Annotated in this window: 13 protein-coding genes; 7 read left to right on the top strand and 6 right to left on the bottom strand. The window is 51.5% G+C overall.

What is annotated here, in order from left to right:
* Window positions 1–54: 54 nt before the first annotated feature.
* Together yaaA and OGY17_RS01815 are read right to left on the bottom strand one after the other, a co-directional pair.
* Window positions 55–828, bottom strand: coding sequence for a peroxide stress protein YaaA (gene yaaA / locus OGY17_RS01820; RefSeq protein ID WP_032942329.1), 774 nt, complete (start codon window positions 826–828; stop codon window positions 55–57).
* A gap of 77 nt (window positions 829–905) precedes the next feature.
* Window positions 906–2336 (bottom strand): alanine/glycine:cation symporter family protein, encoded by a 1431-nt coding sequence (locus OGY17_RS01815; protein WP_020996236.1) that lies wholly within the window; start codon window positions 2334–2336, stop codon window positions 906–908.
* Between the two features lie 273 nt (window positions 2337–2609).
* Here OGY17_RS01815 and tal point away from each other — a divergent pair, with 273 nt between their 5' ends.
* The 3 genes from tal (at window position 2610) to OGY17_RS01800 (ending at window position 5693) form a co-directional block, all read left to right on the top strand.
* Complete coding sequence (gene tal, locus OGY17_RS01810) at window positions 2610–3563, top strand: transaldolase (protein ID WP_286606294.1); 954 nt, start codon at window positions 2610–2612, stop codon at window positions 3561–3563.
* 110 nt (window positions 3564–3673) lie between these two features.
* Window positions 3674–4261: a molybdopterin adenylyltransferase gene (gene mog / locus OGY17_RS01805; RefSeq protein WP_003018973.1), complete on the top strand. Its 588-nt coding sequence runs from the start codon at window positions 3674–3676 to the stop codon at window positions 4259–4261.
* Window positions 4262–4385: 124 nt separating this feature from the next.
* Window positions 4386–5693 carry an MFS transporter gene (locus OGY17_RS01800; RefSeq protein ID WP_286606292.1) on the top strand — a complete coding sequence of 436 codons (1308 nt, stop codon included), beginning with the start codon at window positions 4386–4388 and terminating at the stop codon, window positions 5691–5693.
* A 34-nt stretch (window positions 5694–5727) separates the two neighbouring features.
* On the opposite strand, the gene satP is transcribed toward OGY17_RS01800, so the two are convergent.
* Window positions 5728–6294, bottom strand: a complete 567-nt coding sequence (gene satP, locus OGY17_RS01795; RefSeq protein WP_003829744.1) for an acetate uptake transporter — start codon at window positions 6292–6294, stop codon at window positions 5728–5730.
* A 364-nt stretch (window positions 6295–6658) separates the two neighbouring features.
* Window positions 6659–7063: a DUF2541 family protein gene (locus OGY17_RS01790; RefSeq protein WP_286606290.1), complete on the bottom strand. Its 405-nt coding sequence runs from the start codon at window positions 7061–7063 to the stop codon at window positions 6659–6661.
* Between the two features lie 384 nt (window positions 7064–7447).
* On the opposite strand from OGY17_RS01790, the gene dnaK reads away from it, so the two are divergent.
* From dnaK to nhaR, 4 genes are all read left to right on the top strand, one after another.
* A complete protein-coding gene (dnaK, locus tag OGY17_RS01785) occupies window positions 7448–9370 on the top strand; it encodes a molecular chaperone DnaK (RefSeq protein ID WP_003829739.1) in 1923 nt (640 codons plus the stop codon).
* Between the two features lie 85 nt (window positions 9371–9455).
* On the top strand, window positions 9456–10589 hold the full coding sequence (dnaJ, locus tag OGY17_RS01780) for a molecular chaperone DnaJ (protein WP_008786151.1): 1134 nt from the start codon (window positions 9456–9458) through the stop codon (window positions 10587–10589).
* Window positions 10590–10795: 206 nt separating this feature from the next.
* A complete protein-coding gene (gene nhaA, locus OGY17_RS01775; protein WP_137378059.1) occupies window positions 10796–11962 on the top strand; it encodes a Na+/H+ antiporter NhaA in 1167 nt (388 codons plus the stop codon).
* Between the two features lie 38 nt (window positions 11963–12000).
* The gene (nhaR, locus tag OGY17_RS01770; protein ID WP_032942332.1) at window positions 12001–12894 is read left to right on the top strand and encodes a transcriptional activator NhaR; all 894 of its coding nucleotides are present in this window, start codon (window positions 12001–12003) and stop codon (window positions 12892–12894) included.
* Window positions 12895–12948: 54 nt separating this feature from the next.
* On the opposite strand, the gene OGY17_RS01765 is transcribed toward nhaR, so the two are convergent.
* Window positions 12949–14988 (bottom strand): glycoside hydrolase family 31 protein, encoded by a 2040-nt coding sequence (locus tag OGY17_RS01765; RefSeq protein WP_079934408.1) that lies wholly within the window; start codon window positions 14986–14988, stop codon window positions 12949–12951.
* Window positions 14989–15031: 43 nt separating this feature from the next.
* Complete coding sequence (locus OGY17_RS01760; protein WP_286606287.1) at window positions 15032–16402, bottom strand: MFS transporter; 1371 nt, start codon at window positions 16400–16402, stop codon at window positions 15032–15034.
* Window positions 16403–16733: the final 331 nt, after the last annotated feature.

Below are 16733 nucleotides of genomic sequence, written 5' to 3'. Positions count from 1 at the left end.
GGCCGACAAAACCTGTAGGCCGGATAAGGCGTTAGCCGTCATCCGGCCTTTTTACTATTGCTCGTGGCGTTTAAACACCAGTTCTCCGTTTCCTGATGCTTCTTCATCAAAGAAGTAGCCTTCGCTGTTAAATGCGGTCAGCTGTTCCGGTTGCGTTAAGCGGTTCTCAATAATGTAGCGACTCATCAGGCCGCGCGCTTTTTTGGCATAGAAGCTGATGACTTTAAACTTGCCGTTCTTCTCGTCGAGGAAGACCGGTTTGATAAGCTCAGCGTTGAGTTTTTTCGGCTTCACGGATTTAAAATACTCATCCGAGGCGAGGTTGATCACCACGCTGTCGCCTTGCGCTTCCAGCGCTTCGTTAAGTTTATCGGTGATGGTATCTCCCCAGAACTGGTAGAGATCTTTACCCTTCGCATTGGCCAGACGAATGCCCATCTCCAGACGGTAAGGCTGCATCAAATCCAGCGGACGCAAAACGCCGTACAACCCGGACAGCATCCGTAAATGCTGTTGAGCGAAGTCGAAATCCGCCTCGCTGAAGGTTTCAGCCTGCAACCCTGTATAGACGTCGCCTTTAAACGCCAGAATGGCCTGACGTGCATTGTCCGGTGTGAAGTCAGGCTGCCAGTCATGGAAACGGGTGGCGTTCAGATCCGCCAGCTTGTCGCTAATCCCCATCAGCTTGCCAATCTGCGGTGCAGAGAGCTGGCGTGCCACGTGAATAAGCTGCTGAGAGTGATCCAGCAACTCGGGCAGCGTATGACGTGTCGTTGCCAGCGGGCTTTGGTAGTCGAGCGTTTTTGCAGGTGAAATCAGAATCAGCATATCCAGTCCTTGCAGGAAATTTACTGCGACTTTAGCAAAAAAAACGACTGAATTGATCGATGGTTGCGATTGCCGCGCTATTCGCGCGGCGTTTCATCCCAGCTATCGGGTGCAAGCTGTTGTCTGATATCAGGATAACGGCGCGGATCGAATTCCGGGCGCACCCCGAGTTTTCGCTGGCGCAGATAGTCGCTGGCGATGGTATGTACAACCGGAGAAAGCAGCAGAATCGCCGTCAGGTTAGTAATGGCCATACAGGCCATGATGATGTCGGCAAGTTGCCAGACCAGCGGAAAACTGATTAACGTACCGCCAATGACGGTGCAAACGGTGGCAATACGTAATAACCAGATAACCCGGATGTTGTCCAGTTTCAGGAAAATGAGGTTGTTTTCCGCATAAATGTAGTTGGCGACGATAGAGCTAAAGGCAAACAGAATCACTATTAAGGCAACGAATCCGGCCCCCCATTCACCCGTCAGCGAGACCATGGCTCGTTGCAGCAACTGGATGCCTTCCATTGGCACATAAGTGGTGCCATTACCCGCCAGTAAAATGATCATTGCGCTGGCAGTACAAAGAATTAGCGTATCGCCCAATACACCAATCATTTGCACAATGCCTTGTGCTGCAGGGTGTGGCGGCCAGGATGCTGCCGAGGCAGCCGCGTTCGGAGTTGAGCCCATTCCGGCTTCATTAGAGAACATACCGCGCTGAAAACCGCTGGCAATGGCCTGGCTTAGCGTATACCCGGCTGCACCGGCCGCGGCTTCCTGCCAACCAAAGGCGCTTTTTATGATGGTCATGATAATGCCGGGGAGCTGTCCGAAATGCCAAAGGCAGATGACGAGGCTACAACCGATCCACAGCAGCGCCATCATCGGAACAAACCATTGCATCAGGCGGGCAACGCCTTTAATGCCGCCGACAATGACCAGTAATGACACTATTGCCAGTGCGATACCGGAGAAGAGGGGAGGGATGTCAAAAGCAAAGGTCAACGCACGAGAGACTGAGTTTGCCTGCACGCTGTTAAAAATCAGGCCATAGGCAATGAGTAAAAAGATGGCAAACAGCACGCCCATCCAGCGCATGCCCAATCCACGGGCCATATACCATGCAGGACCGCCGCGAAACTGTCCCTTGCTGTCGCGCTCTTTATACAGCTGGGCAAGGGAACATTCGGCGAATGAGGTTGCCATACCAATAACCGCCGAGACCCACATCCAGAAAATGGCTCCCGCGCCGCCGGCAGCGATCGCCAACGCCACTCCCGCCAGATTTCCGCTACCGACGCGCGCGGCAAGACTGGTGCACAGAGCCTGAAAAGAAGTTAAACCGCCCGGCTGCGGGCTGATGCTGTTTTTAAGACTTTTGCCAAACTGGCGAATATAGCGGAACTGCACGAACCCTGTACGCCAGGTGAACCAACATCCTGCGCCAAGCAGGAGGTAGATCATCACCGATCCCCAGAGTATTTCATTAATAAATGAGAAAAAATCAGGCATTAACATCCCTCTTGTTGATGCCGGTAAGCGCGAATAATCCCGTGTAAGCGCTACCAATTATCGACCAGTATATACCTTATAAGGTGATTGATTGCGGGAGTTTACCATAACAATGGGTATATCATTAATTGCGCATCACGAGCTGCGAGATGCGTAATCAGGGCTGAGCGGCGGGTCGGACAATCCAGGCGGTTGCGCTGAGAGTGCGTCGTGCTATCATCAGGGAAGATCGGTTACATCCCCCTAACAAGCTGTTTAAAGAGAATCGCTATCATGACGGACAAATTGACCTCCCTTCGTCAGTTCACCACAGTAGTGGCCGACACCGGAGACATCGCGGCAATGAAGCTGTATCAGCCTCAGGATGCCACAACTAACCCTTCTCTCATTCTTAACGCAGCGCAGATCCCAGAATACCGCAAGCTGATTGATGACGCTGTAGCCTGGGCTAAGCAGCAGAGCAACGACCGCGCACAGCAGATCGTCGACGCGGCCGATAAACTGGCAGTAAATATCGGTCTGGAGATCCTGAAACTGGTCCCGGGTCGTATCTCTACTGAAGTTGACGCTCGTCTGTCCTACGACACCGACGCGTCCATCGCGAAAGCAAAACGTCTGATCAAAATGTACAACGATGCTGGCATCAGCAACGATCGCATTCTGATCAAACTGGCTTCAACCTGGCAGGGCATCCGTGCCGCTGAGCAGCTGGAAAAAGAAGGTATCAACTGTAACCTGACTCTGCTGTTCTCCTTCGCGCAGGCGCGCGCATGTGCAGAAGCTGGCGTATACCTGATTTCTCCGTTTGTTGGTCGTATTCTGGACTGGTACAAAGCCAACACTGACAAGAAAGAGTATGCACCGGCAGAAGATCCGGGTGTGGTTTCCGTAACGGAAATCTATGAGTACTACAAACAGCACGGTTACGAAACCGTGGTGATGGGTGCGAGCTTCCGTAACGTCGGCGAAATCATTGAGCTGGCAGGCTGCGATCGTCTGACGATTGCACCGGCACTGCTGAAAGAACTGGCGGAAAGCGAAGGCACTATCGAACGTAAACTGTCCTTCTCTGGCGAAGTGAAAGCGCGCCCTGCACGCATCACCGAAGCTGAGTTCCTGTGGCAGCACAACCAGGATCCGATGGCTGTAGACAAACTGGCGGACGGTATCCGTAAGTTTGCTGTAGACCAGGGTAAACTGGAAAAAATGATCGGCGATCTGCTGTAATCATTAATGCGTGGCCCTGATATGGGTCACGCTACCTCTTCTGAAACCTGTCTGTCCTTCCCTTCGCAGTGTATCATTCTGTTTAACGAGACTGTTTAAACGGAATAATCATGAATACTTTACGCATTGGCCTGGTTTCCATTTCTGACCGTGCTTCCAGCGGCGTTTACCAGGATAAAGGTATCCCGGCCCTTGAAGAGTGGCTGGCATCTGCCCTTACCACCCCTTTTGAGCTGCAAACGCGACTGATCCCGGATGAACAGGCGATCATCGAACAGACCTTATGTGAGCTGGTGGATGAAATGAGCTGTCATCTGGTGCTGACTACCGGCGGAACGGGTCCGGCCCGCCGCGATGTAACGCCTGATGCCACGCTGGCCGTAGCCGACCGCCAGATGCCGGGCTTTGGCGAGCAGATGCGCCAGATAAGCCTGCACTTTGTGCCAACGGCTATTCTCTCCCGCCAGGTTGGTGTGATTCGCAAACAGGCGTTGATTCTGAATCTGCCAGGGCAGCCGAAATCGATCAAAGAAACGCTGGAAGGCGTGAAAGATGCCGACGGTAAGGTTATCGTGCCGGGTATTTTTGCAAGTGTACCGTATTGTATACAGTTACTGGATGGGCCGTATGTGGAAACCGCACCGGCTGTTGTAGCATCTTTTCGTCCTAAAAGCGCAATCCGCGATACAAACGCCTGAAAGTAGCCCGATCGTGACATAAGTGCCAATGACAGTGGAGTATTGAATTGTTTACGATATAGTAATTTTTGCTTTACATATATCGACAGACAGATTCAATAACTCCACTGACTCATGGTTTGCTATGTCACAACACACTCGACCGCTGAATCGCCAGGATTATAAAACTCTTACGCTTGCTGCCCTCGGCGGTGCGCTTGAGTTTTATGATTTCATTATCTTTGTCTTCTTTGCCGCTGTTGTTGGCGAACTCTTCTTCCCGGCAGACATTCCTGAATGGCTACGTCAGGTGCAAACCTTCGGCATTTTTGCCGCCGGATATCTGGCGCGTCCACTGGGTGGCATCATCATGGCGCACTTTGGCGATCTGGTCGGGCGTAAGAAAATGTTCACCCTGAGCATTTTGCTGATGGCGATACCGACGCTGGCGATTGGTCTTTTGCCTACCTACGCCTCAATGGGGATCCTCGCGCCTCTGCTGTTACTCCTGATGCGCATTTTGCAAGGCGCTGCCATCGGCGGAGAAGTGCCGGGCGCGTGGGTGTTCGTGGCAGAGCACGTACCGGAGCGCCGCATCGGCATTGCCTGTGGCACGCTGACCGCCGGGCTGACGGTGGGAATTCTGCTGGGATCGGTGGTTGCGACGCTGGTGAATACCAGCCTGACGCAGCAGGCGGTGCATGACTACGGCTGGCGTATCCCGTTCCTGCTGGGGGGCGTGTTTGGGCTGGTGGCGATGTACCTGCGTCGCTGGTTGCAGGAAACGCCCATTTTCCTCGAAATGCAGCAGCGTAAAGCGCTGGCGCAAGAGCTACCGGTGAAGTCGGTGGTGAGCAAACATAAAAAAGCGGTGGTCATTTCCATGCTGCTGACCTGGCTGTTATCGGCCGGGATTGTGGTGGTGATCCTGATGTCGCCAGTCTGGTTGCAGAAGCAGTATGGTTTTGCACCGGCGTTGACGTTACAAGCCAACAGTGCCGCGACCATTATGCTGTGCGTCGGCTGTCTGCTGGCCGGGTTTATTGTCGACCGGGTCGGCGCCAGCAAAACCTTTATTGTCGGCAGCCTGCTGCTGGCCTGTTCAAGCTGGTTTTTCTATCATCTGACCGGCAGCCATCCTCAGCACTTGTTCTTGCTATACGGGCTGGTAGGGTTGTGCGTTGGCGTGGTGGGGGCTGTGCCTTATGTGATGGTGCGGGCGTTTCCGGCGGAGGTCCGCTTTACCGGAATCTCCTTTTCTTACAACGTGTCGTACGCCATTTTTGGTGGTCTGACACCAATCGCCGTGACGATGTTAATGAGCGTGTCGCCAATGGCTCCGGCCTGGTATGTGCTGGCGTTATCGCTGGTGGGATTAGGTCTGGGGGTTTGGCTGCGACAGGATATTTATCATCGCGATACAAGCGTGCAGGGAGAGTTACAGCGCTTGTAAGGAATATCCCCCCGTTCGGGGGGATAGCGTCAGATTAGTGCGCTTCACCGATCGGCAGGATGGTACGGCCAAACTGTTCGTTCAGCACTTCACCCATCGCCAGGTAAATGGCGCTTGCGCCACACACTAAGCCAATCCAGCCAGCAACGTGAATGATCGCTTCGTTACCTGCAATGTTGCCGACCGCCAGCAGTGCGAACAGCACTGTCAGGCTCAGGAAGACAAACTGCAACGCGCGGTTAGCTTTCAGCGTGCCGAAGAACATGAACAGTGTGAACACGCCCCACAGACCCAGGTATACGCCCAGGAACTGACCATTGGTTGCATCCGCCAGGCCCATTTTCGGCATGATCAGGATTGCAACCAGCGTCAGCCAGAACGAACCGTAGGAGGTAAAGGCGGTTAAACCGAAGGTGTTGCCTTTTTTATATTCCAGCAGACCGGCAAATATTTGCGCGATACCGCCGTAGAAAATGCCCATCGCCAGAATAATAACGTCAAAGGCGAAGAAACCCGCGTTGTGCAGGTTAAGCAGAATGGTGGTCATGCCAAAGCCCATCAGGCCCAGCGGTGCCGGATTAGCCAACTTAGTGTTGCCCATAATTCCTCAAAATCATCATTGATTGAATGGTGAAATAGTTTCCCCAAATAACGATCACTGTCTTCGGGGCGCGGCATGATAATCAGGGGAGAGGGCACTGTCTATGATCTAACGAAGGGAAAATGAATTATTTTCCCTGTGATGGGCATCACGCTTACGCGTGGTTGATCATTTTGCTAAGACAGACGATTTGAAGTACCGCCGGGAGCTGAGGGATTTGGTGGACGATCTGGTGAGAAATACCCATCGCCAGATGGCGCTGCGTCATGGGCGCGGCAGTGGTTATTCCAGTTCAATGGCTTTCACATCAACCGCGTGTCTGCCCCGCATGTTTTCTATGGCTTCTGAATCAAAATGTGCGGAATTAATCGTCGCCAATAATTTTCAGCGTTGCCATGTCAGAGGAGTTTACTGACTGGCCTGAGAAGGTGATTTTAGACACGCAGCGTTTATTGTCGTTATCGCTATTAATAGTGATCCAATTAGTCGTTTGTCCCTCTTTAATGGATGACGGGACGTTCAGGCTTTGGCTGGAAGTGCGTACTGCTTTGAAGTAGACGGATGCGCCGTTAAGTTTAATATCGCCGCGATCGGCGGTGAGCTGAATGCGCTTCACCACCCGGCAAACGGGAATTCTCAGCGTGAGGTCGTTGGTTGCATTGCGGGGCATCGCAATCATACCCAGAACTTTATGATCGTTAGCGTGCGCGGCGCTGCTCAGCAGCAGGCCCATAAGCAGGCTGGTGGAAAGGGTTAACACGGATTTCATGGAATTTCTCTTTGACGGCTGTAAAAGTGTGTGACATCAGACCATCTTACCGCCGACGGGAAACCGTTTCATGGTCGTAATCTTTTCTTTTTATTACAATTTTCACATGAATTACCGTGCTGGTTTTGATTTGTTTTGTGAATTGATTTTGATTGGAAACTATTCGTTTTTTTGCCTTTCTGCCTTTTTACCTTAATTTTATCGCCACTGTGCTAAAAAAAATTTTCATGCCCCCCTTGATGACGTGGGTTACGACCCCATCTTGTAGACAACCGCAGTGGTGAGTCTGAAAAAAAACGATTCATGGTAGTTGAAACCGCACGTTTCGCCCTTATTACAGATTCACAACCACATGATGACCGAATTTTTAGTGGAGACGTTTAGATGGGTAAAATTATTGGTATCGACCTGGGTACTACCAACTCTTGTGTAGCGATTATGGATGGCACTACTGCACGTGTGCTGGAGAACGCCGAGGGCGATCGCACCACGCCTTCTATCATTGCTTATACCCAGGATGGTGAAACTCTGGTTGGTCAGCCGGCTAAACGTCAGGCAGTGACAAACCCGCAAAACACCCTGTTTGCGATTAAACGCCTGATTGGCCGCCGCTTCCAGGACGAAGAAGTACAGCGTGATGAAGCCATCATGCCGTACAAAATCATCGGTGCTGACAACGGTGATGCATGGATTGACGTAAAAGGTCAGAAAATGGCACCGCCGCAGATTTCTGCTGAAGTGCTGAAAAAAATGAAGAAAACGGCTGAAGATTACCTGGGCGAACCGGTAACTGAAGCGGTTATCACCGTACCTGCATACTTCAACGATGCTCAGCGTCAGGCAACCAAAGATGCTGGCCGTATTGCAGGTCTGGAAGTAAAACGTATCATCAACGAACCGACCGCAGCGGCACTGGCTTACGGTCTGGATAAAGAAGTCGGCAACCGTACTATCGCGGTTTATGACCTCGGTGGTGGTACTTTCGATATCTCTATTATCGAAATCGACGAAGTTGACGGCGAAAAAACCTTCGAAGTTCTGGCAACCAACGGTGATACCCACCTGGGTGGTGAAGACTTCGACAGCCGTATGATCAACTACCTGGTTGACGAATTTAAGAAAGATCAGGGTATCGATCTGCGTAATGACCCGCTGGCGATGCAGCGTCTGAAAGAAGCCGCTGAGAAAGCGAAGATCGAACTGTCTTCCGCTCAGCAGACCGACGTGAACCTGCCGTACATTACTGCAGACGCGACTGGTCCGAAACACATGAACATCAAAGTGACCCGTGCGAAACTGGAAAGCCTGGTTGAAGACCTGGTTAACCGTTCTATCGAGCCGCTGAAAGTTGCTCTGCAGGATGCTGGTCTGTCTGTTTCCGACGTTCAGGACGTTATCCTGGTCGGTGGTCAGACTCGTATGCCGATGGTACAGAAGAAAGTTGCTGAGTTCTTCGGTAAAGAGCCGCGTAAAGACGTTAACCCGGACGAAGCAGTGGCAATCGGTGCTGCCGTTCAGGGTGGTGTATTGACCGGTGATGTGAAAGACGTGCTGCTGCTGGACGTTACCCCGCTGTCTCTGGGTATCGAAACCATGGGTGGCGTGATGACTCCACTGATCGCGAAAAACACCACTATCCCGACCAAGCACAGCCAGGTGTTCTCTACCGCTGAAGACAACCAGTCTGCGGTAACCATCCACGTGCTGCAGGGTGAACGTAAACGCGCCGCTGATAACAAAGATCTGGGTCAGTTTAACCTGGATGGTATCAGCCCGGCTCCGCGCGGTATGCCGCAGATCGAAGTTACTTTTGACATCGATGCCGACGGTATCCTGCACGTTTCCGCGAAAGACAAAAACAGCGGTAAAGAGCAGAAGATCACCATCAAGGCTTCTTCTGGTCTGAACGAAGAAGAAATTCAGAAAATGGTTCGCGAAGCAGAAGCGAACGCAGAATCTGACCGTAAGTTTGAAGAGCTGGTTCAGACTCGTAACCAGGGTGACCATCTGCTGCACAGCACTCGTAAGCAGGTTGAAGAAGCAGGCGACAAACTGCCGGCTGACGACAAAACTGCCATCGAGTCTGCACTGACCGCACTGGAAACTTCTCTGAAAGGCGAAGACAAAGCGGATATCGAAGCGAAAATGCAGGCGCTGGCACAGGTTTCCCAGAAACTGATGGAAATCGCTCAGCAGCAGCACGCACAGCAGCAGGCTGGTGCAGCAGGCGCTGATGCTTCTGCAAACAACGCGAAAGATGACGACGTTGTCGACGCCGAGTTTGAAGAAGTGAAAGACAAAAAATAATCGCCCTTTGAACGGGTAATTACTGGCACGGGCGAAGAGGTTTCCTCTCCGCCCGTGCACGCATGTTAGGGGCAGATAAAAAGAGATGGCTAAGCAAGACTATTACGAGATTTTAGGCGTTTCCAAATCAGCGGAAGAGCGTGAAATCAAAAAGGCCTACAAGCGCCTGGCCATGAAATATCACCCGGACCGCAACCAGGGTGATAAAGAGGCCGAAGCCAAGTTTAAAGAGATCAAAGAAGCGTACGAAATCCTGACCGATGCGCAAAAACGTGCGGCTTACGATCAGTACGGTCATGCTGCGTTTGAGCAAGGCGGCATGGGCGGCGGCGGCGGTTTTGGCGGCGGGGCTGACTTCAGCGATATCTTTGGTGACGTGTTTGGCGATATCTTTGGCGGCGGTCGTGGTCGTCAGCGCGCCTCACGTGGTGCTGATTTACGTTACAACATGGATCTCACTCTGGAAGAAGCCGTGCGTGGCGTCACCAAAGAGATCCGTATTCCGACTCTGGAAGAGTGTGACGTCTGCCACGGTAGCGGTGCGAAGGCAGGTACTCAGCCACAGACCTGCCCAACCTGTCACGGTTCTGGTCAGGTACAGATGCGTCAGGGCTTTTTTGCCGTACAGCAGACCTGTCCACACTGTCAGGGCCGCGGTACGCTGATCAAAGATCCGTGCAACAAATGCCACGGTCATGGTCGTGTTGAGAAAAGCAAAACGCTGTCCGTTAAGATCCCGGCAGGGGTTGATACCGGCGACCGCATTCGTTTAGCGGGCGAAGGTGAAGCCGGTGAACATGGTGCGCCAGCAGGTGATTTGTACGTTCAGGTGCAGGTAAAACAGCACCCAATTTTCGAACGTGAAGGCAATAACCTGTACTGCGAAGTACCGATTAACTTTGCGATGGCTGCGCTGGGCGGTGAGATTGAAGTCCCGACTCTGGACGGTCGCGTGAAGCTAAAAATTCCGGGCGAAACGCAAACTGGCAAACTTTTCCGCATGCGTGGAAAGGGCGTCAAGTCTGTACGCGGTGGCGCTCAGGGCGACCTGCTGTGCCGCGTGGTGGTTGAAACCCCAGTGGGCCTGAACGATAAGCAGAAGCAACTGCTCAAAGATCTGCAGGACAGCTTTGGCGGCCCGACCGGCGAACAAAACAGTCCGCGCTCCAAAAGTTTCTTCGACGGTGTGAAGAAGTTCTTTGACGATCTGACTCGCTAATTCGCAGTTTTATCTCGAATAAAAAGCCTGGGACTGAAAAGTCTCAGGCTTTTTTATTTCTGTTTTCCGCTCGGAAAATCTTTATCGACTTACTCTATATAGATCGTAAAAACCGATTTATCCATCATGAATAATCTAATTTTAACGAGCTTTTTGAGGGTGTAAGATAGTATTTACGAAGTATTCACCCAATAGAGAGAATAAAAGTGAAACATCTGCATCGTTTTTTTAGTAGTGACGCCTCGGGGGGCATCATTCTGATCATCGCAGCCGTGGTCGCTATGCTGATGGCAAATATCGGGGTTACCAGTGGATGGTACCACGCCTTTTTGGAAACGCCCGTTCAACTGCGGGTTGGCGCGCTTGAGATCAACAAAAATATGCTGCTGTGGATCAACGACGCGTTGATGGCGGTGTTCTTCCTGTTGATTGGTCTGGAAGTAAAGCGCGAGTTAATGCAAGGTTCGCTGGCCAGTCTGCGTCAGGCGGCGTTCCCGATCATTGCTGCTATCGGGGGCATGATTGTCCCGGCGCTGCTGTACCTGGCATTCAACTATGCCGATCCCATCACCCGTGAAGGGTGGGCGATCCCGGCGGCAACGGATATCGCTTTTGCGTTAGGTGTGCTGGCGTTGTTGGGCAGTCGTGTACCACTGGCGTTGAAAATCTTCCTGATGGCGCTGGCGATTATTGATGACCTCGGCGCTATCGTAATCATCGCACTGTTCTATACCAGCGACCTCTCGCTGCTGTCGCTGGGCGTTGCCGCGTGCGCAATCCTTGTTTTGGCAGGATTGAATCTGTGCGGAGTGAGACGCACCGGTATTTATATTCTGGTCGGCGTGGTGCTGTGGACTGCCGTACTGAAGTCTGGCGTGCATGCAACGCTGGCGGGCGTGATCGTGGGCTTCTTCATTCCATTGAAGGAAAAACACGGGCGTTCACCGGCGAAGCGACTGGAGCATGTTCTGCATCCATGGGTGGCATACCTGATCCTGCCACTGTTTGCCTTCGCTAACGCAGGCGTTTCACTGCAGGGCGTCACTATTGATGGACTGACCTCGGTGTTACCGCTGGGGATCATTGCGGGTTTGTTGATCGGTAAGCCGTTGGGTATCAGTCTGTTTTGCTGGCTGGCGTTACGCCTCAAGGTGGCGCAATTGCCGGAAGGAACGAATTTCCAGCAGATTATGGCGGTCGGTATTCTTTGCGGTATTGGCTTTACGATGTCGATTTTTATTGCCAGCCTGGCGTTTGGCAACGTTGATCCTGAGCTGATTAACTGGGCAAAACTGGGGATCCTGATCGGCTCCTTGTTGTCGGCAGTGATAGGTTACTGCTGGTTACGTGCCCGGTTGAACGCATCAGCCTGACGGGATAACCCTTTCGTGACAATTTTCAGGGAGAGAGTATGTCTCATATAAATTACAACCATCTGTACTACTTTTGGCATGTCTATAAAGAAGGGTCAGTGGTTGGTGCAGCAGAAGCGCTTTATCTGACACCGCAGACCATTACCGGGCAGATTAAAGCGCTTGAGGAACGCTTACAGGGAAAATTGTTTAAGCGGAAGGGGCGTGGGCTGGAGCCCAGTGAGTTAGGCGAATTGGTTTTTCGTTACGCGGATAAGATGTTCACCTTAAGCCAGGAAATGCTGGATATCGTGAACTACCGCAAAGAGTCTAATTTGCTGTTCGATGTCGGCGTGGCGGATGCGCTATCGAAGCAGTTGGTCAGCAGCGTACTGGATGCCGCTGTGGTTGAAGATGAACAAATCCATCTGCGTTGTTTTGAGTCAACGCACGAGATGCTGTTGGATCAACTCAGCCAACATAAGCTGGATATGATCATCTCCGACTGCCCGATCGATTCTACGCAGCAGGAAGGGTTGTTCTCAGTGCGGATAGGCGAGTGCAGCGTGAGTTTTTGGTGCACCAAACCGCTGCCTGAAAAACCATTCCCGGCCTGCCTTGAGGAACGTCGGTTGCTGATCCCTGGACGTCGTTCGATGCTCGGACGTAAGCTGCTGAACTGGATCAACTCACAAGGATTGAATGTCGAAATCCTCGGCGAGTTTGATGACGCTGCGCTGATGAAAGCGTTTGGGGCAACGCATAATGCTATTTTTGTTGCACCTACTCTGTATTCGCACAATTTCTATGCCGATGATTCTATTGTTGAAATTGGACGCGTAGAAAATGTGATGGAAGAGTATCACGCCATATTTGCGGAAAGAATGATCCAGCATCCGGCGGTGCAGCGTATTTGCAATGCGGACTACTCGGCATTGTTCAAGCCACAGTAGACATACTTACCGTAATACTTCCGGCTGCGGTACTCACCCGCAGCCGGTTTCATGCTATAGCCTCAATAAGCTACGATACTGCCCACCTTCGCGGATAAATACCGGAATTCTGTTCAATGGCGCGGCATAGTGCAACGTTTGCCCTCCCGAATAACTCTCGCCGGTCGTAAGATCCGTCCATGTTTCCCCTTCCGGTAGCCAGATATCACGTTCGCGCATACCTTCATGCATTACGGGGGCAATCAGCAGGTCAGGACCAAAACAGTACTGGTCGGTGATTGCCCAACTTGTTTCCTGTTCGGGGAAATCAAAAAACAGGGGGCGCATCACTGGTGTATTGTGCTTATGGGTTTCCTCCATCAGCGCTTTAATATAGGGCTTCAGTTTCTCTCGCAACGCCAGGCAATCCGTCAGTACGTCACACACGTCCTCACCGTAGCTCCAGACTTCGTTCGGTGCACCGGTAGGACACTGGGCGATACCATCCCGGTACGGTTGTTCCGGTAAAATCTGCGGATCGCGGTTGCCGTGCAGACGCATCACCGGGCTAAATACGCCCCACTGGAACCAGCGGATCAGCAGTTCATGGAAATGTGGGTCGTGAATATTACCGCCATGAAAACCACCGATATCCGTCGTCCACCACGGTATCCCCGCGATTCCCATATTGAGTCCGGCGGCAAACTGGTTGCGTAGCGACCTAAACGAGGAGTGAATATCACCTGACCAGACCAGTGCGCCATACTTTTGACTGCCGGCCCAGGCGCAGCGTAGCAGGTTGATAACCTTGTCTTCACCATCGGCTTTCATACCATCAAAAAAGGTTTTGGCGTACATTCGCGGGTAGATATTGCCCACTTCCAGTACCGGCCCGGCATGGTAGCGATAGTTATCATAGTCATAAACGCTGAACTCAGGTTCGGCTTCGTCTAACCAGAATAGCTTCACGCCTTTATCATAATAGTTGCGTTTGGCTTTGCCCCAGACGTAGTCCCGCGCACCCGGATGGGTAGCATCAAAGAAAGTGGTGTTGCCGAGGAAATCCATATTGATCGGCAAGCCACGTTCCGTCTGTACCAGCCAGCCGTTTTCGCGCATCTCCCGATAGCTTTCAGTGCGGTTATCCACCGTCGGCCAGACGGAGACCATCAGCTCAATTCCCAGCGATTTCAGCTCGGCAATCATGGCATCAGGGTCGGGCCAGTCGCGCGCATCAAACATCCAGTCACCCTGATTCGGCCAGTGAAAGAAGTCGATAACGATCACCGAGATAGGCAGATTGCGGCGCTTATATTCGCGGGCAACCTCCAGCAGCTCTGCCTGCGTACGATAGCGGAGTTTGCACTGCCAGAAGCCCATGGCGTAGTCCGGCATCATCGGCGGTGTGCCGGTAGCCAGCGCATAAGCCCGGCTAATTTCTGCCGGGGTATCGCCAGCCGTGATCCAGTAGTCCAGCTGTTCGCTGACCTGTGCTTCCCATTCGGTAACGTTGTGGGCAAAGGTTACGCGCCCGACTGCCGGGTTATTCCATAAAAATCCATAGCCCAGACTGGAGAGCATAAACGGTACTGAGGCCTGGGAGTTACGTTGCGCCAGCTCAAGAACGCATCCTTTGAGATCCAGGTTAGCCTGTTGATACTGCCCCATACCATAAATTTTTTCCCCTTCGCTGGCTTCGAAGCGGGCTTTAAGTGAATATTTCCCACCCTGAATAGGGCGGAATTCGCGTCCCTCAAGGTTGAGTGCGCTGACGTACTGGCCGTGAGAAGATTCATCCTCGCCAATTTCGCCCCGCAAGCGCCAGAACTCCTGCAACAGAGGTTTGTGTGGATGGCGGTAAAAGGTAACTTGTCCTTTTTGATTGACGATAGCGATAATTTTGCCGTTGGTCAGCGTCGCCTGGTGGTGTTCATAAACAATATGGCAGTGGCTTTCTGCGACTGGCTCAGTCAATGCCCAGTCTTCATTTCTCATTACCGGCAGATGACGGCCACTGCGTACGCGCAGGCTGTTCTCGCCCCAGGGTTCAATCCATAAATAGCGATCGTTTTGCTGCCAGACCAGGCGACGCGGGTCATGTTGCATAAATGGCATGGTGGTGCCTCCCATATTTCGAGGGTGAAGGTAAAGATCGTTTTTAGTTGATGGTTTCCAGATCGTGGCGAATCTTCTCTTCCATCGCTTCGTATTTACGAAAGAAAAGTAGTGGGATCGCTGCGAGCGCGAAGAGTAGGGCGGGTGCCCAGATAAAGGCCCAGGTAATTCCCTCCAGACCCGCAGCGCTCTGGGCATGGTTGGGGACATAGCCAAAACTGTTCATGATCCAGGCAGCGAAAGCGGTACCGAGGCCACTACCCATCTTGATGCAGAAGGTGCTGCCGAAGGCGATAAGAATGCCGGTAGCTTTAATACCCGTCTTCCAGGCACCGAAATCGACGGCGAAGCCCAGCATGGCAAACGGCATTGAGCAGGCGATACCGCTGCCGATATTGCCGAGTATCCAGGCGGCGATGAGAAAAGGAATGTTATCTGCTGCCAGCCACATCATGACGCCGCCAAGCGTGGCGACCAGCAGACCGCCTACCCATATCCATGTTTTAGCCAGGTATTTGCTAAAGAAGGGGATAGCGATGATAAACAGGATCTGAATTGTCGCCAGGCTATTAATCAGCGGAACCAGATCTTTGCGGTCGAGATTGTAGGTCAGATAGTAGACAATCGTTGTGGAGCGTTGTTGTAGGGCAATCCAGAAGATCAGGTTTGCCAGCACCATCAGGATCCATGGCCAGTTGCCTTTCATTGCCGCAAAACTCTTTTTCATCGGCAATTTAGGTTCTTGCTGTATTTTATCCGTATCCATTTCACGGATATTTTTAAAGGCGAAAAGCGTTAGCGAACAGGATATTACGGCAAATATAATCGCCGTATAAATAAAACCCGCATGATCATTTCCGTTACCTAAAAAAGCAACTAACGGCAGTGCAGTCGCATTCATTAATAAAACCCCAATCTGCCCACCGGTCATTCGCCAGGAATTTAAAACCAGTCTTTCCTTAGGAGATAAGGTCATCAGGGGTAATATTGCACTGAGCGGTGTATTAAGTCCGGTAAATAGAATGCTGGCAATCATATAAGATATTGCTGCATAGATAGCTTTTCCGGTCATACTGATATCAGGAGACCAAAATGACAGGGCGCTGAATACAGCAAAAGGTAATGGCAACCATAAAAACCAGGGGCGGCATTTACCGTAACGCGAACGCGTTTTATCGATGATGATCCCCCATATGGGGGCGTCTATGCCATCGACAATACGTGCCAGCAGCAGGATGACGCCTGCTACAGCGAGGCTAATACCTGCAACGTCTGTGTAGAAATATAAAATGTAAGTTGAACCGAAACAATACAGCAGATTACCCGCCACATCCAAAGAGCCGTAGCTAATACGCTGTAGTAAAGATAATGATGTTGACCCGCATGACTGGGTATCCTCAATAACAGAACTCATAATAATAACTCCGATACTGGAACGATACGCCCAGAAAAACAACTTTTACTTTCCAAGCAAGTTTTAAATATTATTTTTTATGTCGTTACTGAATTTATCCTCAGATTAAAATGAGTGAGTAAGGTGTACATGAAAAGTAGTTAACCCTACCGCGGCAATCAATTATCAAATCTTACATCAGGATTGCGTTTATTCGTTTTTGAATGAACGATGTTTCTATTTGCTAAGGTGGTCACAGTTTTATTAATAATGAAATAAAAAAAGGAAAACAGTGAAAGAAAATAACTTTCAAGTATTACGCGACGCGACTGAGGATGGGAGAGCTGAAAAA

The organism is Citrobacter sp. Cpo126 (assembly GCF_030332445.1).
Lineage (GTDB): Bacteria > Pseudomonadota > Gammaproteobacteria > Enterobacterales > Enterobacteriaceae > Citrobacter > Citrobacter portucalensis.
Note: the sequence above shows the minus strand (reverse complement) of the source record. Positions and strands in the feature narration are given on the sequence as shown.

Coding starts and splice junctions, on each gene's coding strand:
- yaaA (WP_032942329.1), bottom strand. CDS start 828: ATGCTGATTCTGATTTCACCTGCAAAAACGCTCGACTACCAAAGCCCG.
- OGY17_RS01815 (WP_020996236.1), bottom strand. CDS start 2,336: ATGCCTGATTTTTTCTCATTTATTAATGAAATACTCTGGGGATCGGTG.
- tal (WP_286606294.1), top strand. CDS start 2,610: ATGACGGACAAATTGACCTCCCTTCGTCAGTTCACCACAGTAGTGGCC.
- mog (WP_003018973.1), top strand. CDS start 3,674: ATGAATACTTTACGCATTGGCCTGGTTTCCATTTCTGACCGTGCTTCC.
- OGY17_RS01800 (WP_286606292.1), top strand. CDS start 4,386: ATGTCACAACACACTCGACCGCTGAATCGCCAGGATTATAAAACTCTT.
- satP (WP_003829744.1), bottom strand. CDS start 6,294: ATGGGCAACACTAAGTTGGCTAATCCGGCACCGCTGGGCCTGATGGGC.
- OGY17_RS01790 (WP_286606290.1), bottom strand. CDS start 7,063: ATGAAATCCGTGTTAACCCTTTCCACCAGCCTGCTTATGGGCCTGCTG.
- dnaK (WP_003829739.1), top strand. CDS start 7,448: ATGGGTAAAATTATTGGTATCGACCTGGGTACTACCAACTCTTGTGTA.
- dnaJ (WP_008786151.1), top strand. CDS start 9,456: ATGGCTAAGCAAGACTATTACGAGATTTTAGGCGTTTCCAAATCAGCG.
- nhaR (WP_032942332.1), top strand. CDS start 12,001: ATGTCTCATATAAATTACAACCATCTGTACTACTTTTGGCATGTCTAT.
- OGY17_RS01765 (WP_079934408.1), bottom strand. CDS start 14,988: ATGCCATTTATGCAACATGACCCGCGTCGCCTGGTCTGGCAGCAAAAC.
- OGY17_RS01760 (WP_286606287.1), bottom strand. CDS start 16,402: ATGAGTTCTGTTATTGAGGATACCCAGTCATGCGGGTCAACATCATTA.